Annotated in this window: 26 protein-coding genes and 2 pseudogenes; 4 read left to right on the forward strand and 24 right to left on the reverse strand. The window is 68.4% G+C overall.

Features of this window, described 5'->3' with window-relative positions:
- Window positions 1-22: 22 nt before the first annotated feature.
- From rpsH to ACZ45Q_RS03130, 24 genes and pseudogenes are all read right to left on the reverse strand, one after another.
- A complete protein-coding gene (gene rpsH, locus ACZ45Q_RS03015; protein WP_015658459.1) occupies window positions 23-421 on the reverse strand; it encodes a 30S ribosomal protein S8 in 399 nt (132 codons plus the stop codon).
- A 212-nt stretch (window positions 422-633) separates the two neighbouring features.
- Entirely contained in the window at window positions 634-819 is a 186-nt protein-coding gene (locus ACZ45Q_RS03020; protein ID WP_003956452.1) for a type Z 30S ribosomal protein S14, read from the reverse strand.
- Window positions 820-824: 5 nt separating this feature from the next.
- Entirely contained in the window at window positions 825-1382 is a 558-nt protein-coding gene (rplE, locus tag ACZ45Q_RS03025; protein ID WP_184818456.1) for a 50S ribosomal protein L5, read from the reverse strand.
- Window positions 1382-1705 carry a 50S ribosomal protein L24 gene (gene rplX / locus ACZ45Q_RS03030; RefSeq protein ID WP_004984523.1) on the reverse strand — a complete coding sequence of 108 codons (324 nt, stop codon included), beginning with the start codon at window positions 1703-1705 and terminating at the stop codon, window positions 1382-1384. The genes rplE and rplX overlap by 1 nt, the downstream gene beginning before the upstream one ends.
- A gap of 2 nt (window positions 1706-1707) precedes the next feature.
- On the reverse strand, window positions 1708-2076 hold the full coding sequence (gene rplN / locus ACZ45Q_RS03035) for a 50S ribosomal protein L14 (RefSeq protein WP_003998823.1): 369 nt from the start codon (window positions 2074-2076) through the stop codon (window positions 1708-1710).
- 104 nt (window positions 2077-2180) lie between these two features.
- Window positions 2181-2468, reverse strand: a complete 288-nt coding sequence (gene rpsQ, locus ACZ45Q_RS03040) for a 30S ribosomal protein S17 (protein WP_289933197.1) — start codon at window positions 2466-2468, stop codon at window positions 2181-2183.
- Window positions 2468-2692: a 50S ribosomal protein L29 gene (gene rpmC / locus ACZ45Q_RS03045; RefSeq protein WP_007494763.1), complete on the reverse strand. Its 225-nt coding sequence runs from the start codon at window positions 2690-2692 to the stop codon at window positions 2468-2470. The genes rpsQ and rpmC overlap by 1 nt, the downstream gene beginning before the upstream one ends.
- Window positions 2692-3111, reverse strand: coding sequence for a 50S ribosomal protein L16 (rplP, locus tag ACZ45Q_RS03050; RefSeq protein ID WP_004984526.1), 420 nt, complete (start codon window positions 3109-3111; stop codon window positions 2692-2694). The genes rpmC and rplP overlap by 1 nt, the downstream gene beginning before the upstream one ends.
- A gap of 5 nt (window positions 3112-3116) precedes the next feature.
- A complete protein-coding gene (gene rpsC, locus ACZ45Q_RS03055; RefSeq protein ID WP_468254068.1) occupies window positions 3117-3947 on the reverse strand; it encodes a 30S ribosomal protein S3 in 831 nt (276 codons plus the stop codon).
- Window positions 3947-4294, reverse strand: a complete 348-nt coding sequence (gene rplV / locus ACZ45Q_RS03060) for a 50S ribosomal protein L22 (protein ID WP_006130776.1) — start codon at window positions 4292-4294, stop codon at window positions 3947-3949. The genes rpsC and rplV overlap by 1 nt, the downstream gene beginning before the upstream one ends.
- Before the next feature lie 42 nt (window positions 4295-4336).
- A complete protein-coding gene (gene rpsS, locus ACZ45Q_RS03065) occupies window positions 4337-4618 on the reverse strand; it encodes a 30S ribosomal protein S19 (protein WP_030233885.1) in 282 nt (93 codons plus the stop codon).
- Between the two features lie 12 nt (window positions 4619-4630).
- The gene (gene rplB, locus ACZ45Q_RS03070) at window positions 4631-5467 is read right to left on the reverse strand and encodes a 50S ribosomal protein L2 (RefSeq protein ID WP_468254071.1); all 837 of its coding nucleotides are present in this window, start codon (window positions 5465-5467) and stop codon (window positions 4631-4633) included.
- Between the two features lie 53 nt (window positions 5468-5520).
- Window positions 5521-5940 (reverse strand): 50S ribosomal protein L23, encoded by a 420-nt coding sequence (gene rplW / locus ACZ45Q_RS03075; RefSeq protein WP_468254073.1) that lies wholly within the window; start codon window positions 5938-5940, stop codon window positions 5521-5523.
- Window positions 5940-6596: a 50S ribosomal protein L4 gene (rplD, locus tag ACZ45Q_RS03080; RefSeq protein WP_468254076.1), complete on the reverse strand. Its 657-nt coding sequence runs from the start codon at window positions 6594-6596 to the stop codon at window positions 5940-5942. The genes rplW and rplD overlap by 1 nt, the downstream gene beginning before the upstream one ends.
- Window positions 6597-6604: 8 nt before the next feature.
- A complete protein-coding gene (rplC, locus tag ACZ45Q_RS03085) occupies window positions 6605-7249 on the reverse strand; it encodes a 50S ribosomal protein L3 (protein ID WP_190166826.1) in 645 nt (214 codons plus the stop codon).
- 18 nt (window positions 7250-7267) lie between these two features.
- Window positions 7268-7576, reverse strand: a complete 309-nt coding sequence (gene rpsJ / locus ACZ45Q_RS03090) for a 30S ribosomal protein S10 (protein WP_003948644.1) — start codon at window positions 7574-7576, stop codon at window positions 7268-7270.
- A gap of 425 nt (window positions 7577-8001) precedes the next feature.
- Window positions 8002-9360, reverse strand: coding sequence for an NADP-specific glutamate dehydrogenase (gene gdhA / locus ACZ45Q_RS03095; protein ID WP_468254077.1), 1359 nt, complete (start codon window positions 9358-9360; stop codon window positions 8002-8004).
- Window positions 9361-9551: 191 nt separating this feature from the next.
- Window positions 9552-10222 (reverse strand): annotated as a pseudogene (locus ACZ45Q_RS03100) (Rossmann-fold NAD(P)-binding domain-containing protein).
- Between the two features lie 40 nt (window positions 10223-10262).
- The gene (locus ACZ45Q_RS03105; RefSeq protein ID WP_468254080.1) at window positions 10263-10892 is read right to left on the reverse strand and encodes a hypothetical protein; all 630 of its coding nucleotides are present in this window, start codon (window positions 10890-10892) and stop codon (window positions 10263-10265) included.
- Window positions 10889-12769: an alpha/beta hydrolase gene (locus tag ACZ45Q_RS03110; RefSeq protein ID WP_468254082.1), complete on the reverse strand. Its 1881-nt coding sequence runs from the start codon at window positions 12767-12769 to the stop codon at window positions 10889-10891. Before ACZ45Q_RS03110 ends, ACZ45Q_RS03105 begins: the two co-directional genes overlap by 4 nt.
- The gene (locus ACZ45Q_RS03115; protein ID WP_468254083.1) at window positions 12766-13200 is read right to left on the reverse strand and encodes an amino acid ABC transporter permease; all 435 of its coding nucleotides are present in this window, start codon (window positions 13198-13200) and stop codon (window positions 12766-12768) included. Before ACZ45Q_RS03115 ends, ACZ45Q_RS03110 begins: the two co-directional genes overlap by 4 nt.
- A 234-nt stretch (window positions 13201-13434) precedes the next feature.
- Window positions 13435-13644 carry a DUF397 domain-containing protein gene (locus ACZ45Q_RS03120; RefSeq protein WP_468254085.1) on the reverse strand — a complete coding sequence of 70 codons (210 nt, stop codon included), beginning with the start codon at window positions 13642-13644 and terminating at the stop codon, window positions 13435-13437.
- Window positions 13645-13728: 84 nt separating this feature from the next.
- On the reverse strand, window positions 13729-13971 hold the full coding sequence (locus ACZ45Q_RS03125) for a DUF397 domain-containing protein (protein ID WP_468254088.1): 243 nt from the start codon (window positions 13969-13971) through the stop codon (window positions 13729-13731).
- A pseudogene (locus ACZ45Q_RS03130) lies at window positions 13968-14828 on the reverse strand (helix-turn-helix domain-containing protein). Before ACZ45Q_RS03130 ends, ACZ45Q_RS03125 begins: the two are co-directional and overlap by 4 nt.
- A 159-nt stretch (window positions 14829-14987) precedes the next feature.
- Here ACZ45Q_RS03130 and ACZ45Q_RS03135 point away from each other — a divergent pair.
- The 4 genes from ACZ45Q_RS03135 to ACZ45Q_RS03150 all read left to right on the forward strand — a co-directional run bounded on the left by ACZ45Q_RS03135 (window position 14988) and on the right by ACZ45Q_RS03150 (window position 18702).
- On the forward strand, window positions 14988-15419 hold the full coding sequence (locus ACZ45Q_RS03135) for an ATP-binding protein (RefSeq protein WP_468254090.1): 432 nt from the start codon (window positions 14988-14990) through the stop codon (window positions 15417-15419).
- Window positions 15420-15614: 195 nt separating this feature from the next.
- Window positions 15615-16070 carry a hypothetical protein gene (locus ACZ45Q_RS03140; protein ID WP_468254092.1) on the forward strand — a complete coding sequence of 152 codons (456 nt, stop codon included), beginning with the start codon at window positions 15615-15617 and terminating at the stop codon, window positions 16068-16070.
- Window positions 16070-18136 (forward strand): hypothetical protein, encoded by a 2067-nt coding sequence (locus ACZ45Q_RS03145; protein WP_468254094.1) that lies wholly within the window; start codon window positions 16070-16072, stop codon window positions 18134-18136. The genes ACZ45Q_RS03140 and ACZ45Q_RS03145 overlap by 1 nt, the downstream gene beginning before the upstream one ends.
- Window positions 18133-18702, forward strand: coding sequence for a hypothetical protein (locus ACZ45Q_RS03150; RefSeq protein ID WP_468254096.1), 570 nt, complete (start codon window positions 18133-18135; stop codon window positions 18700-18702). Before ACZ45Q_RS03145 ends, ACZ45Q_RS03150 begins: the two co-directional genes overlap by 4 nt.
- Window positions 18703-18830: the final 128 nt, after the last annotated feature.

An 18830-nucleotide genomic window follows, 5' to 3' on the forward strand; every position in this document is an offset into this window, starting at 1 on the left:
CTGTTTCCTCCGTTCCCTTCCGTTACCAGACGTAGGCGAGGACTTCTCCGCCTACGCCCTTCTTGCCGGCCTGCTTGTCGGTGAGGAGCCCGTGCGACGTGGAGATGATCGCCACGCCGAGGCCGCCGAGCACCTTCGGCAGGTTGGTGGACTTCGCGTACACCCGGAGACCGGGCTTGGAGATCCGCTTGATGCCCGCGATGGAGCGCTCACGGTTGGGGCCGAACTTCAGTTCCAGGACGAGGTTCTTGCCGACCTCGGCGTCCTCGACCTTCCAGCCCGTGATGAAGCCCTCCTGCTGGAGGATCTCCGCGATGTGCGACTTGATCTTCGAGTGCGGCATCGCCACGGTGTCGTGGTACGCCGAGTTCGCGTTCCGCAGACGCGTAAGCATGTCTGCGATCGGATCAGTCATGGTCATGAATTGGCCTTCGGCCTCTCTCGCCGGGGTTTCCTGGTGCGCCATCCCTCTCCCCGATCCGAGACGGGACGGGTGCGGCGCGGTGGACCTACGGCGTAGTAAGTCGTACGGGCACGGCAGGCGCCCAACCCCACAAGCCTAAGGCATGTGAGCTGGGCGCTCTGCCGGCCCAGATGCTTACCGAGAGCCCTGGTGATCCCTGATGAAGGGGACTACCAGGAGCTCTTGGTCACGCCCGGCAGCTCGCCACGGTGAGCCATCTCACGAAGGCACACGCGGCACAGGCCGAACTTGCGGTACACGGAGTGCGGACGGCCGCAGCGCTGGCAACGGGTGTACGCGCGCACACCGAACTTGGGCTTGCGAGCAGCCTTCGCGATGAGAGCCTTCTTCGCCATCTCGCTCACGCCTCCTTGAACGGGAAGCCGAGGTGACGGAGAAGGGCACGGCCCTCTTCGTCGTTGGTCGCCGTGGTGACCACGGTGATGTCCATACCCCGGACGCGGTCGATCTTGTCCTGGTCGATCTCGTGGAACATGACCTGCTCCGTGAGACCGAAGGTGTAGTTGCCACGGCCGTCGAACTGCTTGGGGGACAGGCCGCGGAAGTCGCGGATGCGCGGGAGCGCGAGCGACAGGGTGCGGTCCAGGAACTCCCACATGCGGTCGCCACGGAGCGTGACGTGGGCACCGATCGGCTGTCCCTCACGCAGCTTGAACTGCGCGATGGACTTGCGGGCCTTGGTGACGGCCGGCTTCTGACCGGTGATGGTGGTCAGGTCGCGGATCGCGCCCTCGATCAGCTTCGAGTCACGGGCGGCGTCGCCGACACCCATGTTGACCACGATCTTGACGAGGCCGGGAACCTGCATGACGTTCTCGTACTTGAACTCGTCACGCAGCTTGCCCGCGATCTCCTCGCGGTACTTCGTCTTCAGACGCGGAGCAGTGGTGGTAGCCATCAGATGTCCTCACCCGTCCGCTTGGCAACGCGGATCTTGTTGCCTTCGTCGTCGAAGCGGTAACCGACGCGGGTCACGACCTTCTTGCCGTCCTTCTCCACGACCAGCTGGACGTTGGAGACGTGGATCGGCGCCTCGGTGGTGACGATGCCGCCGGCCTGCGAACCACGAGCCGTGGGACCGGCCTTGGTGTGCTTCTTGACCCGGTTGACACCCTCGACCAGGACGCGCTCCTCGCGCGGGTAAGCGGCGATGACCTTGCCCTGCTTGCCCTTGTCCTTGCCGGTGATGACCTGGACCAGGTCGCCCTTCTTGATCTTCATGCTCACAGCACCTCCGGCGCGAGGGAGATGATCTTCATGAACTTCTTCTCGCGCAGCTCACGGCCGACGGGGCCGAAAATACGGGTGCCGCGAGGGTCGCCGTCGTTCTTGAGAATGACGGCGGCGTTCTCGTCGAAGCGGATGTACGAGCCGTCCGGACGGCGGCGCTCCTTGACGGTGCGAACGATGACCGCCTTGACGACGTCACCCTTCTTCACGTTGCCACCGGGGATCGCGTCCTTGACGGTGGCGACGATGACGTCACCGATACCCGCGTAGCGGCGACCGGAGCCGCCGAGCACACGGATGCAGAGGATCTCCTTCGCACCCGTGTTGTCGGCGACACGCAGTCGCGACTCCTGCTGGATCACGTCTATCTCCTGGTTGTCTGCCGGTTCCCGGGGAGAAGCGTGAATGACTCACGTTTCTCCCCGAGCCTGGCGGAACGATGCCTAGGGGGTCCCCCTAGGAGGGATTACTTGGCCTTCTCGAGGATCTCGACGACGCGCCAGCGCTTGGTCGCGGACAGCGGCCGGGTCTCCATCAGGAGGACGCGGTCGCCGACACCCGCGGCGTTCTGCTCGTCGTGCGCCTTGAGCTTGTTCGTACGGCGGATGACCTTGCCGTACAGCGCGTGCTTGACGCGGTCCTCGACGGCGACGACGACGGTCTTGTCCATCTTGTCGCTGACGACGTAACCCTCACGGGTCTTGCGGAAGCCGCGCTGCTCCGTCTTGTTCTCAGTCACGTTGCTCTCGCTCATCAGGCGTTCTCCACCGTCTCGATGCCGAGCTCACGCTCACGCATGAGGGTGTAGATCCGGGCGATGTCCTTGCGGACCGCCTTGAGACGGCCGTGGTTCTCGAGCTGGCCCGTCGCCGCCTGGAAGCGGAGGTTGAACAGCTCTTCCTTGGCCTCGCGGAGCTTCGCCAGAAGCTCCTCGTTGCCCAGCTCGCGCAGCTCGGACGCCTTGGTACCGGCCGACATCACGCTTCACCTGCCTCGCGCTTGACGATCTTGCACTTCATCGGCAGCTTGTGAGCCGCACGGGTCAGGGCCTCGCGCGCGATCTTCTCGTTGGGGTACGACAGCTCGAACATGACGCGTCCGGGCTTGACGTTGGCCACCCACCACTCCGGCGAACCCTTACCGGAACCCATGCGGGTCTCGGCCGGCTTCTTGGTGAGGGGGCGGTCCGGGTAGATGTTGATCCAGACCTTGCCGCCACGCTTGATGTGACGGGTCATGGCGATACGAGCCGCTTCGATCTGGCGGTTCGTGACGTACGCCGGGGTCAGCGCCTGGATGCCGTACTCGCCGAACGCAACCTGCGTTCCACCCTTGGACATGCCGTTGCGCTTGGGGTGGTGCTGCTTGCGGTGCTTGACCCTACGGGGGATCAGCATGTCGGTCAGGCCTCCGTTCCGGTGCTCTCAGCCGGAGCGGCAGCGGCGGGCGCGTCGGCCTTGGGGGCCTCGGCGGCCGGAGCCGACTGCTGCTGCGGCTTGCGCCCACGACGCTCGCCACCGCGGCCACCGCGGGCCGGGCGGTCGCTGCCACCACGGGCCGGGCGGTTGCCGGCGCGGGCGGCGGCGTTCTCGGCGCGGACCTCGGCGATGTTCTTGACGTCGCCCTTGTAGATCCAGACCTTCACACCGATGCGGCCGAAGGTCGTCTTGGCCTCGAAGAAGCCGTAGTCGACGTTCGCGCGGAGCGTGTGCAGGGGCACGCGGCCCTCGCGGTAGAACTCCGAGCGGGACATCTCGGCGCCGCCGAGGCGGCCACCGCACTGGATCTTGATGCCCTTGGCGCCCGCCTTCATCGCCGACTGCATGCTCTTGCGCATGGCGCGGCGGAAGGAGACGCGGCTGGACAGCTGCTCGGCAACGGCCTGGGCCACGAGCTGAGCGTCGGTCTCGGGGTTCTTGACCTCGAGGATGTTCAGCTGGACCTGCTTGCCCGTGAGCTTCTCGAGGTCGCCGCGGATGCGGTCGGCCTCGGCGCCACGGCGGCCGATGACGATGCCCGGACGCGCGGTGTGGATGTCCACGCGGACGCGGTCACGGGTGCGCTCGATCTCCACCTTGGAGATGCCGGCGCGCTCCATGCCGGACGTCATCATCCGACGGATGGCGACGTCTTCCTTGACGTAGTCCTTGTAGAGCTTGTCGGCGTACCAACGCGACTTGAAGTCGGTCGTGACACCGAGCCGGAACCCGTGCGGGTTTACCTTCTGGCCCATTACCGGGTTCCTTCCTTGCTGCTGACGACCACGGTGATGTGGCTGGTCCGCTTGCGGATCCGGTAGGCGCGGCCCTGGGCGCGCGGACGGAACCGCTTCAGGGTCGGGCCCTCGTCGACGTAGGCCTCGGAGATGAAGAGGCTGTCGACATCGGTGTGGTCGTAGTTGTGCGCGGCGTTGGCGATGGCGCTGTCGAGCACCTTGCCCACCGGAACCGAGGCTGCCTGCGGAGCGAATCGCAGGACGGCCTGGGCCTCCGTGGCGTCCATGCCACGGATGAGGTCCACCACACGGCGGGCCTTCATGGGCGTGACGCGGATGTACCGCGCCTGGGCCCTGGCTTCCATGGTTGTCCTTCCAGTTACTTACGTGTCTGTTGCGATCCGCGCCTAGCGGCGCTTCGACTTCCGGTCTTCCTTGACGTGGCCGCGGAAGGTGCGGGTCGGCGAGAACTCGCCGAGCTTGTGGCCGACCATCGACTCGGTGACGAACACCGGGATGTGGGTCTTGCCGTTGTGCACCGCCAGCGTGTGGCCCAGCATCGCCGGCACGATCATGGAGCGGCGGGACCAGGTCTTGATGACGTTCTTGGTGCCGGCTTCGTTCTGGGCGTCCACCTTCTTCATCAGGTGGTCGTCGACGAAGGGCCCCTTCTTCAAGCTACGAGGCATCTCAACCCGTCCTTAGCGCTTCTTGTTCGTCTTGCGGCGGCGGACGATGTACTTGTTCGACGCCTTCTTGGGCGAACGAGTACGGCCTTCCTTCTTGCCCCACGGGGACACGGGGTGGCGGCCACCGGAGGTCCGGCCCTCACCACCACCGTGCGGGTGGTCGACCGGGTTCATGACCACACCGCGGACGGTCGGGCGAACGCCCAGCCACCGCTTGCGGCCCGCCTTGCCCCAGTTGATGTTCGACTGCTCGGCGTTGCCGACCTCGCCGACGGTGGCGCGGCAGCGGACGTCGACCAGGCGGATCTCACCGGACGGCATGCGCAGGTGGGCCATCTGGCCCTCCTTCGCGAGCAGCTGCACGGAGGCGCCGGCGGAGCGGGCGAACTTGGCGCCGCCGCCGGGACGCAGCTCGATGGCGTGCAGCGTCGTACCGACCGGGATGTTGCGCAGGGCGAGGTTGTTGCCCGGCTTGATGTCGGCCCCGGGGCCGTTCTCGACGCGGTCGCCCTGGTTCAGGCCACGCGGCGCGAGGATGTAGCGCTTCTCGCCGTCCGCGTAGTGCAGGAGCGCGATGCGCGCGGTGCGGTTGGGGTCGTACTCGATGTGCGCGACCTTCGCCGGCACGCCGTCCTTGTCGTGACGACGGAAGTCGATCACGCGGTAGGCGCGCTTGTGTCCGCCACCCTGGTGGCGAACGGTCACACGACCGGCGTTGTTACGGCCGCCCTTGCTGTGCAGGGGACGGACCAGCGACTTCTCCGGCGTGGACCGCGTGACCTCGACGAAGTCGGCGACGCTGGCGCCACGACGGCCAGGAGTCGTCGGCTTGTACTTGCGGATACCCATTGTCTCTCAGTCCTCGGAAGTATTTCCGAAATCCTGGACGTTCCGGACCTCCGTCAGGAGGTCGGACCGCCGAAGATGTCGATACGGTCGCCCTCGGCGAGGGTCACGATCGCGCGCTTGGTGGACGCGCGCTGGCCGAAGCCGGTGCGGGTCCGCTTGCGCTTGCCCTGGCGGTTGATCGTGTTGACCCCGGTGACCTTGACCGAGAAGACCGACTGCACGGCCTCCTTGATCTGGGTCTTGTTGGCCCGCGGGTCGACGATGAACGTGTACTTGTTCTCGTCGAGGAGCGCGTAGCTCTTCTCGGACACGACCGGCTTCAGCAGCACGTCACGGGGGTCCGTGTACGCCTTGCTCGCCGGGGTGACGACGGTGTTCTTGCCCTCGGCGGCGTGGCGGCGTGCCTTGGCGACGCGCGCGGCCTTGGCCTTCTTCGCGGCCTTCGAGGCGATGGAGGGGTGACGGATAGCCATCAGGCCTCGCTCCCTTCGGTGTCGTTGGCCTGCGGGCCGGCGACGAAGGACTCGAAAGCGGCCTTGGTGAAGACCACGTCGTCCGAGACGAGAACGTCGTACGTGTTCAGCTGGCCCGGCTCCAGGATGTGGACCTGGGGCAGGTTGCGGGCGGACAGCCACGCGGCCTCGTCCGAGCGGTCGACGACCAGGAGCAGGTTCTTGCGCTCGCTGATCTTGCCGAACAGGCTCTTGGCGGACTTGGTCGACGGGGTCTCGCCCTCGACCACGCCGGAGACGACGTGGATGCGGTTGTGACGCGCCCGGTCGGTGAGGGCGTGCCGCAGGGCGGCGGCCTTCATCTTCTTCGGGGTGCGCTGCGAGTAGTCGCGCGGCTGCGGGCCGTGGACGACGCCACCGCCGGCGAACTGCGGCGCGCGGGTCGAACCCTGGCGGGCGCGACCGGTGCCCTTCTGGCGGTACGGCTTCTTGCCACCGCCGCGGACCTCGCCGCGCGTCTTGGTCTTGTGGGTGCCCTGGCGGGCAGCGGCCAGCTGTGCGACGACGACCTGGTGGATCAGCGGGATGCTGACCTTCTCAACGCCGAAGATCTCCGCGGGGAGCTCGACGGTACCGGCCTTGTCGCCCGCCGGCGAAAGGATGTCAACAGTGCTCATCGGTTACCTCAGGCCCCCTTGGCCGCGGTGCGGACCAGGACGAGGCCGCCGTTCGGACCGGGAACCGCGCCCTTGATGAGCAGCAGACCCTTCTCCGCGTCAACGGCGTGGACGGTCAGGTTCTGGGTGGTGACCCGCTCGTTGCCCATGCGACCCGCCATGCGGAGGCCCTTGAACACACGGCCCGGGGTGGCGCAGCCGCCGATGGAACCGGGCGAGCGGTGCTTGCGCTGGGTGCCGTGTCCGGCGCCGAGGCCACGGAAGTTGTGGCGCTTCATGACACCGGCGAAGCCCTTGCCCTTGCTCTTGCCGGTGACGTCGACCTTCACGCCGGCCTCGAACACCTCGGCCGTGACCTCCTGGCCCAGCGTGTACTCGGAGGCGTCCGACGTGCGGATCTCGACGAGGTGACGACGGGGGGTGACGTCGGCCTTGGCGAAGTGGCCCTTGAGGGGCTTGTTCACCTTGCGCGGGTCGATCTCGCCGAAGGCGATCTGGACGGACTCGTAGCCGTCGACGTCGTTCGTGCGGACCTGGGTGACGACGTTGGGCCCGGCCTTGACGACGGTGACGGGAACAACGCGGTTGTTCTCGTCCCACACCTGCGTCATACCGAGCTTCTCGCCCAGGATGCCCTTGATCTGCTTAGCCATCTCTTCAGATCACCGGCCTCAGAGCTTGATCTCGATGTCGACACCGGCCGGGAGGTCGAGTCGCATCAGAGAGTCAACGGTCTTGGGGGTCGGGTCGAGGATGTCGATCAGGCGCTTGTGCGTGCGCATCTCGAAGTGCTCGCGCGAGTCCTTGTACTTGTGCGGCGACTTGATGACGCAGTACACGTTCTTCTCAGTGGGCAGCGGCACCGGGCCCGCGACCGACGCACCAGTGCGGGTCACCGTCTCGACGATCTTCTTCGCCGAGGAGTCGATGACCTCGTGGTCGTAGGCCTTGAGCCGGATGCGGATCTTCTGTCCCGCCATGGCTACTTCGTAGTCCTGTCTCTCTAACGCTCTGGAACCCGGAGTTTCCTGCCCTCGCTCCGACCCACGCGGTCGGGCGTGTCGCGCTCCCGCTGACACAGATGTCCCTTGTTCGAACATCCCTGCCGTGGGAGTGCGGGCCCTTCCGGAACCGCGGGCCGGGGGCGAAAGGCCCACCGGGTGCCTGGCCGGCGCCGCGCCCACGCTTCCCGGAAGATTCCCGTACGTCCGCCCCTGATCAGGGGCGACGAGTACTGTGGGACTCGCTTCCGGTCCTCCCGGCGGGAGGCGCGCAGCATCAACACTCGACCGAGCAACTCCGACAGTCTGCCATATGGGGCAGGGGGCTGGCCAATCGGGCCGAAGAGATTACCCCGGGGCCGACGGAGGTCAAACACGGCCCCGGGGCGCCTCGGAAGTCGGTCTCAGATGACGCCCTGGGCCCGCATCGCCTCCGCCACGCGCTCGAAGCCCGCGATGTTCGCGCCGGTGACGTAGTCGCCGGGGGCGCCGTAGCGGTCGGCGGTGTCCCGGCAGGTCGTGTGGATGTCGGTCATCACACGGGCCAGCTCCTCCTCGACGCGGGCCGCCGGCCACGACGTACGGGCGTGGTTCTGGGCCATCTCCAGGGCGCTGACCGCGACGCCTCCCGCGTTGGCCGCCTTGCCGGGGCCGAAGGCGACGCCGGCCCGCTGGAAGAGGTGGACGGCCTCCGGGGTCGTCGGCATGTTCGCGCCCTCCGAGACCGCCTTCACGCCGTTGCGGATCAGGGCGGCGGCGTCGTTCTCGTCCAGCTCGTTCTGGGTGGCCGAGGGCAGCGCGATGTCGGCCGGGACCTCCCAGATCCGGCCGCCCGGGACGAAGCGCGCCGAGGAGCCGCGCCGCTCGGCGTACGTGCCCACCCGGCCGCGCTCGACCTCCTTGACCTGCCGCAGCAGCTCCAGGTCGATGCCCTTGTCGTCGACGACGTAGCCGGACGAGTCCGAGCAGGTCACGGCGTTGGCGCCGAGGGCGGCGAGCTTCTCGATCGTGTGGATCGCGACGTTCCCGGAGCCCGAGACGACCGCCGTCTGGCCCTCGAGGTCCTCCCCGCGCTCGCGCAGCATCGCCGCCGCGAAGAGCACGTTGCCGTACCCGGTGGCCTCCGGCCGGATCAGCGAGCCGCCCCAGCCGGGGCCCTTGCCGGTCAGGACGCCGGCCTCCCAGCGGTTGGTGATGCGCCGGTACTGGCCGAAGAGGTAGCCGATCTCGCGGCCGCCGACGCCGATGTCGCCCGCCGGGACGTCGGTGTGCTCGCCGATGTGCCGGTACAGCTCGGTCATGAACGACTGGCAGAACCGCATGACCTCGGCGTCGCTGCGTCCGTGCGGGTCGAAGTCGCTGCCGCCCTTGCCGCCGCCCATGCCGAGGCCGGTGAGGGCGTTCTTGAAGATCTGCTCGAAGCCCAGGAACTTGATGACGCCGAGGTTGACCGACGGGTGGAAGCGCAGGCCGCCCTTGTAGGGGCCCAGCGCGCTGTTGAACTCCACTCGGAAGCCCCGGTTGACGTGCACGCGCCCGTCGTCGTCCTGCCACGGCACCCGGAAGATGACCTGGCGCTCGGGCTCGCACAGTCGTTCGATCAGCCCCGGTTCCGCGAACTCCGGCCGCGCCGACAGCACCGGCGCGAGCGTCTCGAGGACCTCGTGGACGGCCTGGTGGAACTCGGGCTGCGCGGGGTTGCGGCGCTCGATCTCGTCGAGCAGGTCGGCGAGCACGGTCTTCGTGTCGGAACTCGTCGTCACGTGGGCCCTTTCTTGCACGGCTGCCACCGGGACCGGGGACGGCACGGGCCGCCCGATCCCGGGCTGGGCGCTCGGCGCCGTTGCCGGGCGCGGGACGGTCAAGTGTTACGTACGCGTAAAGCCGCTGGCCAGTGTGCGGACCCGGGACGTCCAGGGTGTGAGACGCCCCGGTCGCCGGGGCCGTCGGCGCCTCAGGCGTCCCACGCTCCGCCGGCGGCGGCATCGAGGGCGAAATCCGCGAAGTCCCTCGGCTCACGCCCCAGCGCCTTTCGGGCCCCGTGGACAGGTGGGCGTTACGGCCGTCCCGGATCAGCTCGAGCAGGTCGGCGAAGCCCACCGGGAGCCCAGCGTCCGCCAGCGCCGTGCGGTACTCGTCCGCCGTCACGGGGACGTACGTGATCCGCCGGCCGGTCGCCCTGCTCAGTTCCGCGGCGATCTCGTGGAAGCTCAGCAGGCGCGGGCCGGACAGCTCGTAGGTCCTGCCGATGTGCCGGTCGCCGGTGAGGGCGGCCCCGGCGACGTCCGTGATGTCGTCCGCGTCGACGAACGCCTCCACCGCGTCCCCGGTCGGCAGGGCGAGCTCACCGGCACGGACCGGCTCGCGGAAGAAGCTCTCGCTGAAGTTCTGCGCGAACCAGCTCGCCCTGATCACCGTCCAGTCGGCACCGGACTCCTTCAGCCTGTCCGCACTGACCCGCGCGCCTTCCTCCCCGCGCCCGGGAAGGCGAGGTCCGGGTAGTAGGTGACATAGACAGCCCGGACGCCTTCGAGGGCGGCGTCCCACGTACCGGGGTCCTCCCACGACGAAGGGCGGCTCACCGGACCTGGACCCGACCCGCACGGGGACGCCCCGCACGACCAGGCACCCGCGTACGTACCCGGCGGGCTGCGCGCCTCGCCGGTCAGCCTCCGGGGGTGGGAGTCGGCGAGGACGGCGGCGCGTCGGCGGACCAGAAGTCGGAGTGCACGTGGGGGAGCCCGTCCGCCCCGGGAGAGCCGGGGGCGATGGGCCGACGAGGCGGCTCGGTCACTTCGGACTCGAGGGCGCAGGGGGAGGTGACGCTGAAAGAGGCCTGGCCTTTGTGGCCGACCTCCAGGCTGAGCCGGAATCCCTCGGGGGTGGAAGCGAAGATGGCGGGCATTTCCCTGTGCTTGCGAACAGAGGTGATCTCGTACCCGTCCTTCTTCCACTGGCGCTCGATCACGCCGAGGAAGTTCCCCCGCCGTTCCTCCGAGATGATCGTCATGACGTACCGCCTGCGGGTGACGGTCTTGGCTCCTGTCCCGTCATTCTGTCCGTCAGCGCAGATCGAGTCGCTGGACGGCCCCCGGAGAGCCTCGACTTCCGGCTTGATCCCACCCAGGGTGCCGTCGAGGATCTGTTCCGCCCGGTCGGCGGCTTCCTGCAAGTTCACTTTCTTCTCCGGCTTGCTCGGGGTATCGGTGCCGTCGTCACCGATGAGGCCGCAGCCGGACAGGGCCGACGCGGCCAGCACGAACGCCACAGCGTTACGCGGAGCCTGGTGCTTCATCGGGGCTTCTCCGAGGTGACGAGGTCGGGGCGACCCGCGACGATGGCGGCCACATTGGCGGCAGACTCGGGGTCGACTTCAGGGTTGAAGTAATTGGAGTGCGCCGGGGTGGGGCCCTCCCCGTCGATCACTGGTCGCGGACCGTCGTCGACCTTGATCCGGTGCGCACCGAAAGCCTCGCTCGACGGGTCCCTGCCGAACCAGATGTCGTCGTCCCGCTGGTCGGCGATGTCGCCCGCAAGGTATCCGAGCAGCGGTCCACCTCCGCTGAACACCGCTCCCGCGGCAGCCTCCTGCTTGGACGGCAGTTGCGTCACCGGGTCGTTGTCGGCAGCGCCCACGAAGACATGGCCTTTGCCCACGCCCAGGTCCTCTGCCCTGTCGACACCCACGCCGGGACTGCCCAGCAGCACGATGTCGTCCGCTCCGGGGATGCCCCCTGCTTCCTGGGCGGCCGCCCCGACCAATCGCGAGCCATAGGAGTGCCCGATCGCCGTCAGGTGCGGGTCCGAGTGTGAGTTCGTGGCCGTCAGACCGTTCATGAACGCGTTGTAGGCGGGGGCGCCTCTCTCAGCCCGCTCAGCGGACATCACTTCCGTGTTCGAAAGCAGCGTCGTGGCGTCCGCACCGCCGAGTTGGGGCGGGTCATAGCCGAGCCACACGATGGAGGCGCTCGACGGGTCTTTGTCGCGGGCTCCGATGGCGGTGTCCCTGGCGCGTTTGAGGTCGTTGTTCGCAAAATCACTGTCGAGAGCCGTACCAAGACCGGGCACGTACGCGGAGACGTTCTTCGAGGTGTCCGGGTTACCGAAGGCGACGATGGCCCGCCCCGTTCCCTCGTCGGCCAATCCCAGAAGGTACATCGGCGGCTCTTTCGGGTCCGTCAGCCGGTTGGCCGCGTTCAACTTCAACTGGCGCCTGATCTCCTTCAGCCCACCGAGCCGCTCCCGTGCCTGTTCACCCTCCTGGCCCTCCAGCTTGGCGATCAGCAGCGGGAGATTGTCACGGTTCGCCTCGTCGCGTACCACGGCCGGGATGCCGTCCAGATTGCCGATGACGTCCGGATAGCTGGCCAGATACTCCTCACGCTGGGCTTCGGTCAGACCGTCCCACCATTCCCTGCGTTCAGCCGGGGACTTGTCGAGCGGGATCTCACGTCTGAGGTACTCGTCCGCGGCTGCGCGGACCGCCCGCATGTCGGCTGCGGCGTCCGCCCACGTCTTGGTGTCGACTGTCAGCCCAGGTGCGGCCTTCAGCTTCCTCAGGGCCCTGCTGTAGCGCTCATCGGTCTCCCGGGCCTGGCGCAGGGCCCGGGAAATGCTGTCGGCGATCTCCTGGGCCTTGGCGTGGTGCGGGTTGGGGCGGATCAGACCAGGCGTCTGCTCGCCAGGCTGGTAGCGACCGCCCTGGCCTGGACGGTGGAGGCCCTTGCCGCCCGGTCCGAGCAGGCCATCGTTGCCGATCACGGTACCGCCCGGCGCCGGTTCCCCGGTCAGCTCGTTCTTGCCCCCGGCCGGGTAACTGACACTGCCGTCCTCATGGATCGTGTAGGACAGCGCCGCAGCATCCGCCACGGCACCTTTCACCATCTTCTGACAGGGCGCGAGTTCGGCCGACAGACCACTCACCGCCGTACGGATGAGTCCGCACTCGGTCTTGATGTAGTCGTAGTTGGCGCTCAGCCTCTTGAAACGGCCCACCGCTGCCTTTGCAGACTCACTCTCCTGCGTCTTCGACAAGGCGCCGTCCATGTCTCCGTCGACGCGCTCCTCCGCGACGTCGGCATGCCGCGACGCAGCCGCCCAACCGTCCGCTGCGTCGTCCAGCTCCGTCAGCTTCAGGTCGGCGAGCTGCTGCCAGGTCAGTGAAGACGTCACTGGACGCCACCACCTCGCGGAACGGGCACCGAGCCGACCTTCGCGGCGATTCCGGCATCGACCCCGACTAGCTCCCTGCCGACCGAACGCAACGTGGGCACCAGCGACTCGCACTCGTCGCGCACAGCGCCCAGCCTGTCCTCCCAGGAGGCCAGCACGCTCTTCAGTTCCGCCAGACTCGCCAGCCCCGACAGACCGCCCGCCATGCCGGCGTGTGCGGTGACCAGTACCTTTTTGGTCTTGTTGGTGCTGATCCGTAAGTCGTCGGCCGTACCGGCGGCCCGGTTCCACGGCTTGGCACCGTGCTTCAGGCGGTCCCGTCCGCGCAAGGAGCTGGTGCCGCCCGCATCAGAGGCCTGGTTCAGTGTCATTCCTGTGGAATGCCGCTCCGCTGCCGCCGCTTTGAGCTGCTCCCACTCTTCCCACGCCATGCGTGGCCCCTCCAAGTGTCACAGTGATGCCGAAATCGCCACTGGACACGTACGGTAACCCCTCTCGCACGCAGCGCATCCGCCATACAGATCAGCGCAGCCGAGTACCAGTACTCATGACAGAGCGGTTTCGGCACCGACGGAAGGCCGATACGCCCTCCACGACATGGAGCAGGCCCGGCGTGCGGAGCCTCCACGAACCACCCATTCGCGTGGGCACAGGAGGTGGAAACGTCAGCCCTCCGAGGCGTACGACACGAAGCTCGCCCAAGCTGCGGGGGTGAGCGCGAGCCGGGGACCGTCGGTGTGCTTGGAGTCGCGGACGTGGACGGTGCCGGGAGTCGTGGCGACCTCGACGCAGGAGTTGCCGTCCGTGCCGCTGCTGTAGCTGCTCTTGAACCACGCCAGCTCGGGGGTGTCCCCGGTGATGGCCTTGCGGATCATGTTTCTCCCAGCGGTCGTTGTGAAGGTCGCTGGCCAGCACCCGGCCCCGGGGCCGTCCAGGGGTGCGCCGCCGCTGCCGCGGTGTCAGGCGTCCGACGCTCCGGTGACGGCGGCGGCAGCCCATCCCGAGGCATACGGCACGAAGGCCGCCCAGGTCGCGGGGGTGAGCGCCAGACGAGGCCCGTCGGTGTGCTTGGAGTCGCGGACGTGGACGGTGCCGGGAGTCGTGGCGACCTCGACGCAGGAGTTGCCGTCGTTTCCGCCGCTGTAGCTGCTCTTGAACCACGCCAGCTCCAAGGCGTCCCCGGCGGTGGTCTTGCGGATCATGTTTCTCCCAGCAGTTGCTCGATGAAGGCCAGCGACTCCCCGGGCGAGAGCGCCTGAGCCCGGATGGTGCCATAGCGCGGATCAAGGATGCGCAGGTGCTTGGGCTCGGTGATCGGCCGACTGTTGAAGGCCCCGGTCGGAGCGCCCCACCGCCGTACCGTCCGGGAACTTCAGCAACTCGATCCGGCCGTCGAGACCGGAGTGGGTGTCGCAGTCGGTCGGCATCACCTGAAGCACGACGTTGTGCAACCTCCCCACCTCCAGCAGGCGTTCGAGCTGCTCACGCCAGACCATTGTGCCGCCGATGGGCCGCCGCAGGGGACCCTCTTCCAGGACGAAGCTCAGCGCCGGAGCCGGCGAGCGCTCGAAGACCGACTGCCGGGCCAGCCGGGCGGCCACCATGCGCTCCACGTCATCCGGTGAGTACGGCGGCTGCGCCGCCCCGATCACGGCACGTGCGTGCTCCCGCGTCTGCAACAACCCCGGGATGATGTGGCACTCGTACAGGGCGATCTCGACGGCCTTCGCCTCCAGCTTCCCCAGCTCCCGCACCTTCTTCGGGTACCGGACCTTCTTCACGTCCTCCCAGGCCGCCGAGATGAGCCCGCCCGCGCGCAGGACCTCGTCGGCCCTGTCCAGATACTCCTGGCGGGGAATCCGCTTGCCGCTCTCGACCTTGTAGACCAGGTCCTCCCCGTACCCGACCGCCGCCCCGAAATCGGCGGCCCGCACCCCCACCGCCTCGCGCCGCAGCTTCAGCTGGCGGCGACGGTCTCGATGACCGCGACTCCCCACTCGTCGTCCGGGTCCACCTCCCAACCGGACTCCTGCGCCTCGCGCCCGAGCTCCACCGTCATCCCGTACCACCCCTCTGCCGTGCCTCCGTGCAGCACAAGCGCCCTACCCGTACGGGCCGCACCGACAGCCCCGGACACACCGGACAAGCTCCGGACAGTCACCGTACGTACCCGCTGAGTCACTTCTCACGGTATGCGCACGCCGCCACGCTGAGTGACGTGAACCAGGAAATCGCCGAACTCTCCGCCCCCGTCCGTAACTTCAGCGTGCGGCTCTCCCCCACGCCACGCGGCGCCCGGCTCGCCCGGCTGCTGGCGACCGAGCAACTCCGCACCTGGGGCCTGCCCGCGGACCCGGCGCGTCAGCTCGTCGCCGAGCTGGCGTCCAACGCGGCGGGCCACGGACGCGTCCCCGGCCGCGACTTCCGGCTCACGCTCTACGTCGTCGGCGGCACCCTCCGCATCGAGGTCACCGACACCCGGGGCGAGGCCCTCCCCCGCGTCCAGGCGCCCGCCCCCGACGCGGAATGCGGTCGCGGCCTGCTGCTCGTCGATGCCCTCGCCCACCGCTGGGGAGTGACCGAGGGCCGCTTCCCCCGCAAGACCGTCTGGGCCGAACTGCGTCTCACACCGCCCAAGGGCGCCGGCTGAGCCGCCGGGCCCGGCCCGGCGGCCCCTGCCTCCCCGGAGCCTCGCCTTGCTCCCGTCACCGCGGCCGGTCAAGATCGAGAGGTCACCGAGGCCATCGGCCGAAACCGAACCAACGACCCGGGACGTCCGTGCTGCAGAGCCACATGCTTCGCTGCGCTGGAAGCGGGCGGACGGACAAGGAAGGGGGCCCAGGACATGGCCTGGGAAGAGTGGGAACAGCTGAAGCAGGAGGCGGCGCAGCGTCAGCCCGCCCAGACGCAGCTCAATCAGCTGCCCGCGGACGGCGGGGGCGGGGGCGGCACCACTCCGCAGGGAGTGCTCACGGTGAACCAGCAGGATCTGGCCGCCATCGGTGACAAGGCGTTCGATCTGTGGGACTCGCTGGGCAACCACGGCCGGGACGCCTGGTCCAGCAGCCAGGCCGCCGCTTCCGACCTCAAGACGCAGGGGTACAGCCTGGGCGGAGCGCTGGACCATGTGCAGGAGAAGTGGGAGAAGCAGCTGACGTCGCTCCTCGACGCCTGTGCCCACATATCCAACCACCTCGAATTCACCAAGAAGGTGCACCGGGGCGACGAGCACTACATCAGCGGCCAGTTGAGCAGCATTTCGGTTCTCGACCAGGGCTTCCGTGAGGAGGCGGGTCGCTGATGGATCTGGAAGCGCTCCGGTTCGGCAACTTCACCAAGCTGAACACGGCGATCGAGGACTGGTCGAAGGTCGTCAAGCACCTGGAGAAGCTGGAGAAGGACGCCCGCGACGGCCTCAAGCGTGCGGCCGAGAAGGCCAACTGGGCGGGTGTGAACGCCTCCGTCTCACGGGAGTTCATCACGAAGACGGCCGGTGAGTTCGCCGACGCCCACGCCGAGGCGACCACCATCCACAACATTCTGAAGGACACGCACGGAGAGCTGGTCGGCTACCGCGACCAGCTGAACGAGGCGATCGACCGGGGGCTGAAGAAGAACCTCACGGTCAGGGACAACGGCAACGGATCGTTCACCGTCACGATGAACATCCATCCCGACCGGGCAGCCGAGGGCACCTCCGTTCCCGACCACAGCCAGCAGGACGTCGACGCCCTGCGCGACGAGGTGGAGCGCATCCTGAAAGCGGCCACCAAGAGCGACGACTCGGCCGCCCAGGCGCTGCGCGTCCTGGTCGACCAGGCCGAGTACGGCTTCTCCGGCGCCTCGTACGAGGACCGGGACTCGGCCGCGAAAGCCATGGAGGAGGCGGAGCGGTACGCGAACCTGGTCAAGGAGAAGGGGGACTCGATGTCCCCGCAGGAGCTGGACCAGCTCAACCGGGCCCTGGCGACCTACCGGAACGACCCCCTCTTCCAGGAGAGGTTCGCCACCACCCTCGGTCCCCGCGGCACCCTCGACTTCTGGGCCGACCTGTCGGACCCCTCCGACGGCGGCGACCTTCAGCGCGCGCGCCGCGACGAGCTGGGCGAGCTCCAGAAGAACCTGGGGCTCACCCTCGCCGGTGCCACCCGGTCGGACTCACCCGCCATGCGTCAGTGGGAGAACCAGATGGTGCAGCTCGGTGACGAGCGCATCCAGACGCGCGGGACGCAGGTCTACGGGTTCCAGCTGATGAGCAACCTGATGCGGGTCGGAGACTACGACGACACGTTCCTCAACAAGTACGGCAATGCTCTCGTCGAGACCGAGAAGAAGATGAAGCTGCCGGACCGCTACTGGAATTCCGGTCTGCCGCCGATGCCCAAGATGAACTTCATGGGCGAGGACTTCGGACGCGATCCGATGACGGGCTACATGACCGCCCTGTCCCGCAGCCCCGAGGCCGCGACCTCCTTCTTCAACGCCACCGAACCGCAGGACAACGCCCAGTGGGTGCTCAAGGACCGGCCGGTCTTCGACGACACCCCGCTGGACGACGACGACGGCAACCAGTCGCGCGAGGCGACCGGCAAGGCGCTGGTGGCCGCGGCCACGGGGGTCAATCCCCACGACTCCCAGGCCACGCCGGTGGCGCACACCGCGGAGAACCGGCAGGTGCTCGACCGGTCGCTGAAGTACCTCTCCGAAGCGGGCGACGACATGCCCTCCGAGTTCCGTGACGACATGGCCGCAGTCCTGGTCAACTACGGCGACGAGGTCCATCACACCGCCAGCTCCCTCGCCGACGACGCGAACGATCCGCGGCAGCTGGACCGCCGCCAGCTGCTGGAGGTGACCAAGCAGGTCTCCCGCGACCAGCATGCGTACAGCGTCCTCAACGACGGGCTGAACCAGGAAATGGTCCGCGACATCTACAACGACCGGCCCACCGACCCCAAGGAGACCCTCCTGCGGGCCGGGCACACCGCCGGGTTCCTGGAGGAGGCTCGCTACCAGGCGCTGGACACGGACAAGGAAGACCCGTCCTGGGAGGCCAAGTGGCGCTACCACGGGTGGGGCGGTGCCGTGAACTTCATCCCGGTCGTCGGCGACGCCGCGCAGCGGGGCGTCGACGCGCTGGCCTACCAGTGGCAGCTGGACGAGCAGGCTCGCATCGACCAGGAGAACGCCCGCCAGAACGGGGAGGTCTTCACCGCCCGCGAGAACCAGTTGCAGGCACTGGCCGACATCTGGATGGACGCCAACCCCGATCATCCCGGCAACAATCGCTACACCCTCACGTCCGAGATCAACGGAGCCGCCTTCGACGGGAACGCGCGCGCTCAGGGACTGGCGGGGGACCAGTGAGCACGCACACCGCCTCCTCCCGGTCCTGGCCCCGTCGTCCCGGCGCCCGTGCGGTCACGGCCGCGGCCGTCCTGCTCTGCCTCGCCACCGGCTGTTCGGACGGGGGGCGGGACTACGCGGTGCCGGACGACCTCTGCGGCGTGGAGGTGGGGGCCGAGCGGCTGACCCCCCTGCTGCCGGACGGCGGGGAACTCGCCCAGCGGGCCTACGACGCCGGGGAGACCAGCCCCCGGTGTCGCGTCTCCGTCGACGACCAGCTGATCGTCTACGTCGCCGACGACCTGGTGCCGCCGGACACCGATCCGATCCGGACACGGGAACGCGCGCTTCGGCGGCTGGGCGACCCCTCCCCCGTCGACGTGGGCGATGCCGCCCGGGTCGGCGACCGAGGGGCGACGGCGGTCGCCGGGTGCACGCGCGACGGCGCGGACCGACAGTTCGTCACCCTCGTCCAGCTCGAACAGGAGACACCGCAGAACACCGCGGAGCGCCGGGAGGCGCTGACCGAACTGCTCCGCGCCTATCTTCCCCGGGCGATGGCCCGGATGGGCTGTGAGGGGACGTAGGGCGTCGGCCGTACGCCGTAGGCCGTAGGCCGTAGGCCGTCCTGGTAGGCCGTCCTGGCGGCGTCCGGCCGGCCCGGCCCGGCCCGGTCCGGTCGGGTCCGGTCGGGTCCGGCTCTCTGACGGTGTGC

Source organism: Streptomyces sp. NPDC031049 (assembly GCF_055571015.1).

Bases quoted from the DNA above. Each gene is read 5' to 3' on its own strand.
- rpsH (WP_015658459.1), bottom strand. From the start codon at position 421: ATGACCATGACTGATCCGATCGCAGACATGCTTACGCGTCTGCGGAAC.
- ACZ45Q_RS03020 (WP_003956452.1), bottom strand. From the start codon at position 819: ATGGCGAAGAAGGCTCTCATCGCGAAGGCTGCTCGCAAGCCCAAGTTC.
- rplE (WP_184818456.1), bottom strand. From the start codon at position 1,382: ATGGCTACCACCACTGCTCCGCGTCTGAAGACGAAGTACCGCGAGGAG.
- rplX (WP_004984523.1), bottom strand. From the start codon at position 1,705: ATGAAGATCAAGAAGGGCGACCTGGTCCAGGTCATCACCGGCAAGGAC.
- rpsQ (WP_289933197.1), bottom strand. From the start codon at position 2,468: ATGAGCGAGAGCAACGTGACTGAGAACAAGACGGAGCAGCGCGGCTTC.
- rpmC (WP_007494763.1), bottom strand. From the start codon at position 2,692: ATGTCGGCCGGTACCAAGGCGTCCGAGCTGCGCGAGCTGGGCAACGAG.
- rplP (WP_004984526.1), bottom strand. From the start codon at position 3,111: ATGCTGATCCCCCGTAGGGTCAAGCACCGCAAGCAGCACCACCCCAAG.
- rpsC (WP_468254068.1), bottom strand. From the start codon at position 3,947: ATGGGCCAGAAGGTAAACCCGCACGGGTTCCGGCTCGGTGTCACGACC.
- rplV (WP_006130776.1), bottom strand. From the start codon at position 4,294: ATGGAAGCCAGGGCCCAGGCGCGGTACATCCGCGTCACGCCCATGAAG.
- rpsS (WP_030233885.1), bottom strand. From the start codon at position 4,618: ATGCCTCGTAGCTTGAAGAAGGGGCCCTTCGTCGACGACCACCTGATG.
- rplB (WP_468254071.1), bottom strand. From the start codon at position 5,467: ATGGGTATCCGCAAGTACAAGCCGACGACTCCTGGCCGTCGTGGCGCC.
- rplW (WP_468254073.1), bottom strand. From the start codon at position 5,940: ATGGCTATCCGTCACCCCTCCATCGCCTCGAAGGCCGCGAAGAAGGCC.
- rplD (WP_468254076.1), bottom strand. From the start codon at position 6,596: ATGAGCACTGTTGACATCCTTTCGCCGGCGGGCGACAAGGCCGGTACC.
- rplC (WP_190166826.1), bottom strand. From the start codon at position 7,249: ATGGCTAAGCAGATCAAGGGCATCCTGGGCGAGAAGCTCGGTATGACG.
- rpsJ (WP_003948644.1), bottom strand. From the start codon at position 7,576: ATGGCGGGACAGAAGATCCGCATCCGGCTCAAGGCCTACGACCACGAG.
- ACZ45Q_RS03105 (WP_468254080.1), bottom strand. From the start codon at position 10,892: ATGAAGCACCAGGCTCCGCGTAACGCTGTGGCGTTCGTGCTGGCCGCG.
- ACZ45Q_RS03115 (WP_468254083.1), bottom strand. From the start codon at position 13,200: ATGGCGTGGGAAGAGTGGGAGCAGCTCAAAGCGGCGGCAGCGGAGCGG.
- ACZ45Q_RS03120 (WP_468254085.1), bottom strand. From the start codon at position 13,644: ATGATCCGCAAGGCCATCACCGGGGACACCCCCGAGCTGGCGTGGTTC.
- ACZ45Q_RS03125 (WP_468254088.1), bottom strand. From the start codon at position 13,971: ATGATCCGCAAGACCACCGCCGGGGACGCCTTGGAGCTGGCGTGGTTC.
- ACZ45Q_RS03140 (WP_468254092.1), top strand. From the start codon at position 15,615: ATGGCCTGGGAAGAGTGGGAACAGCTGAAGCAGGAGGCGGCGCAGCGT.
- ACZ45Q_RS03145 (WP_468254094.1), top strand. From the start codon at position 16,070: ATGGATCTGGAAGCGCTCCGGTTCGGCAACTTCACCAAGCTGAACACG.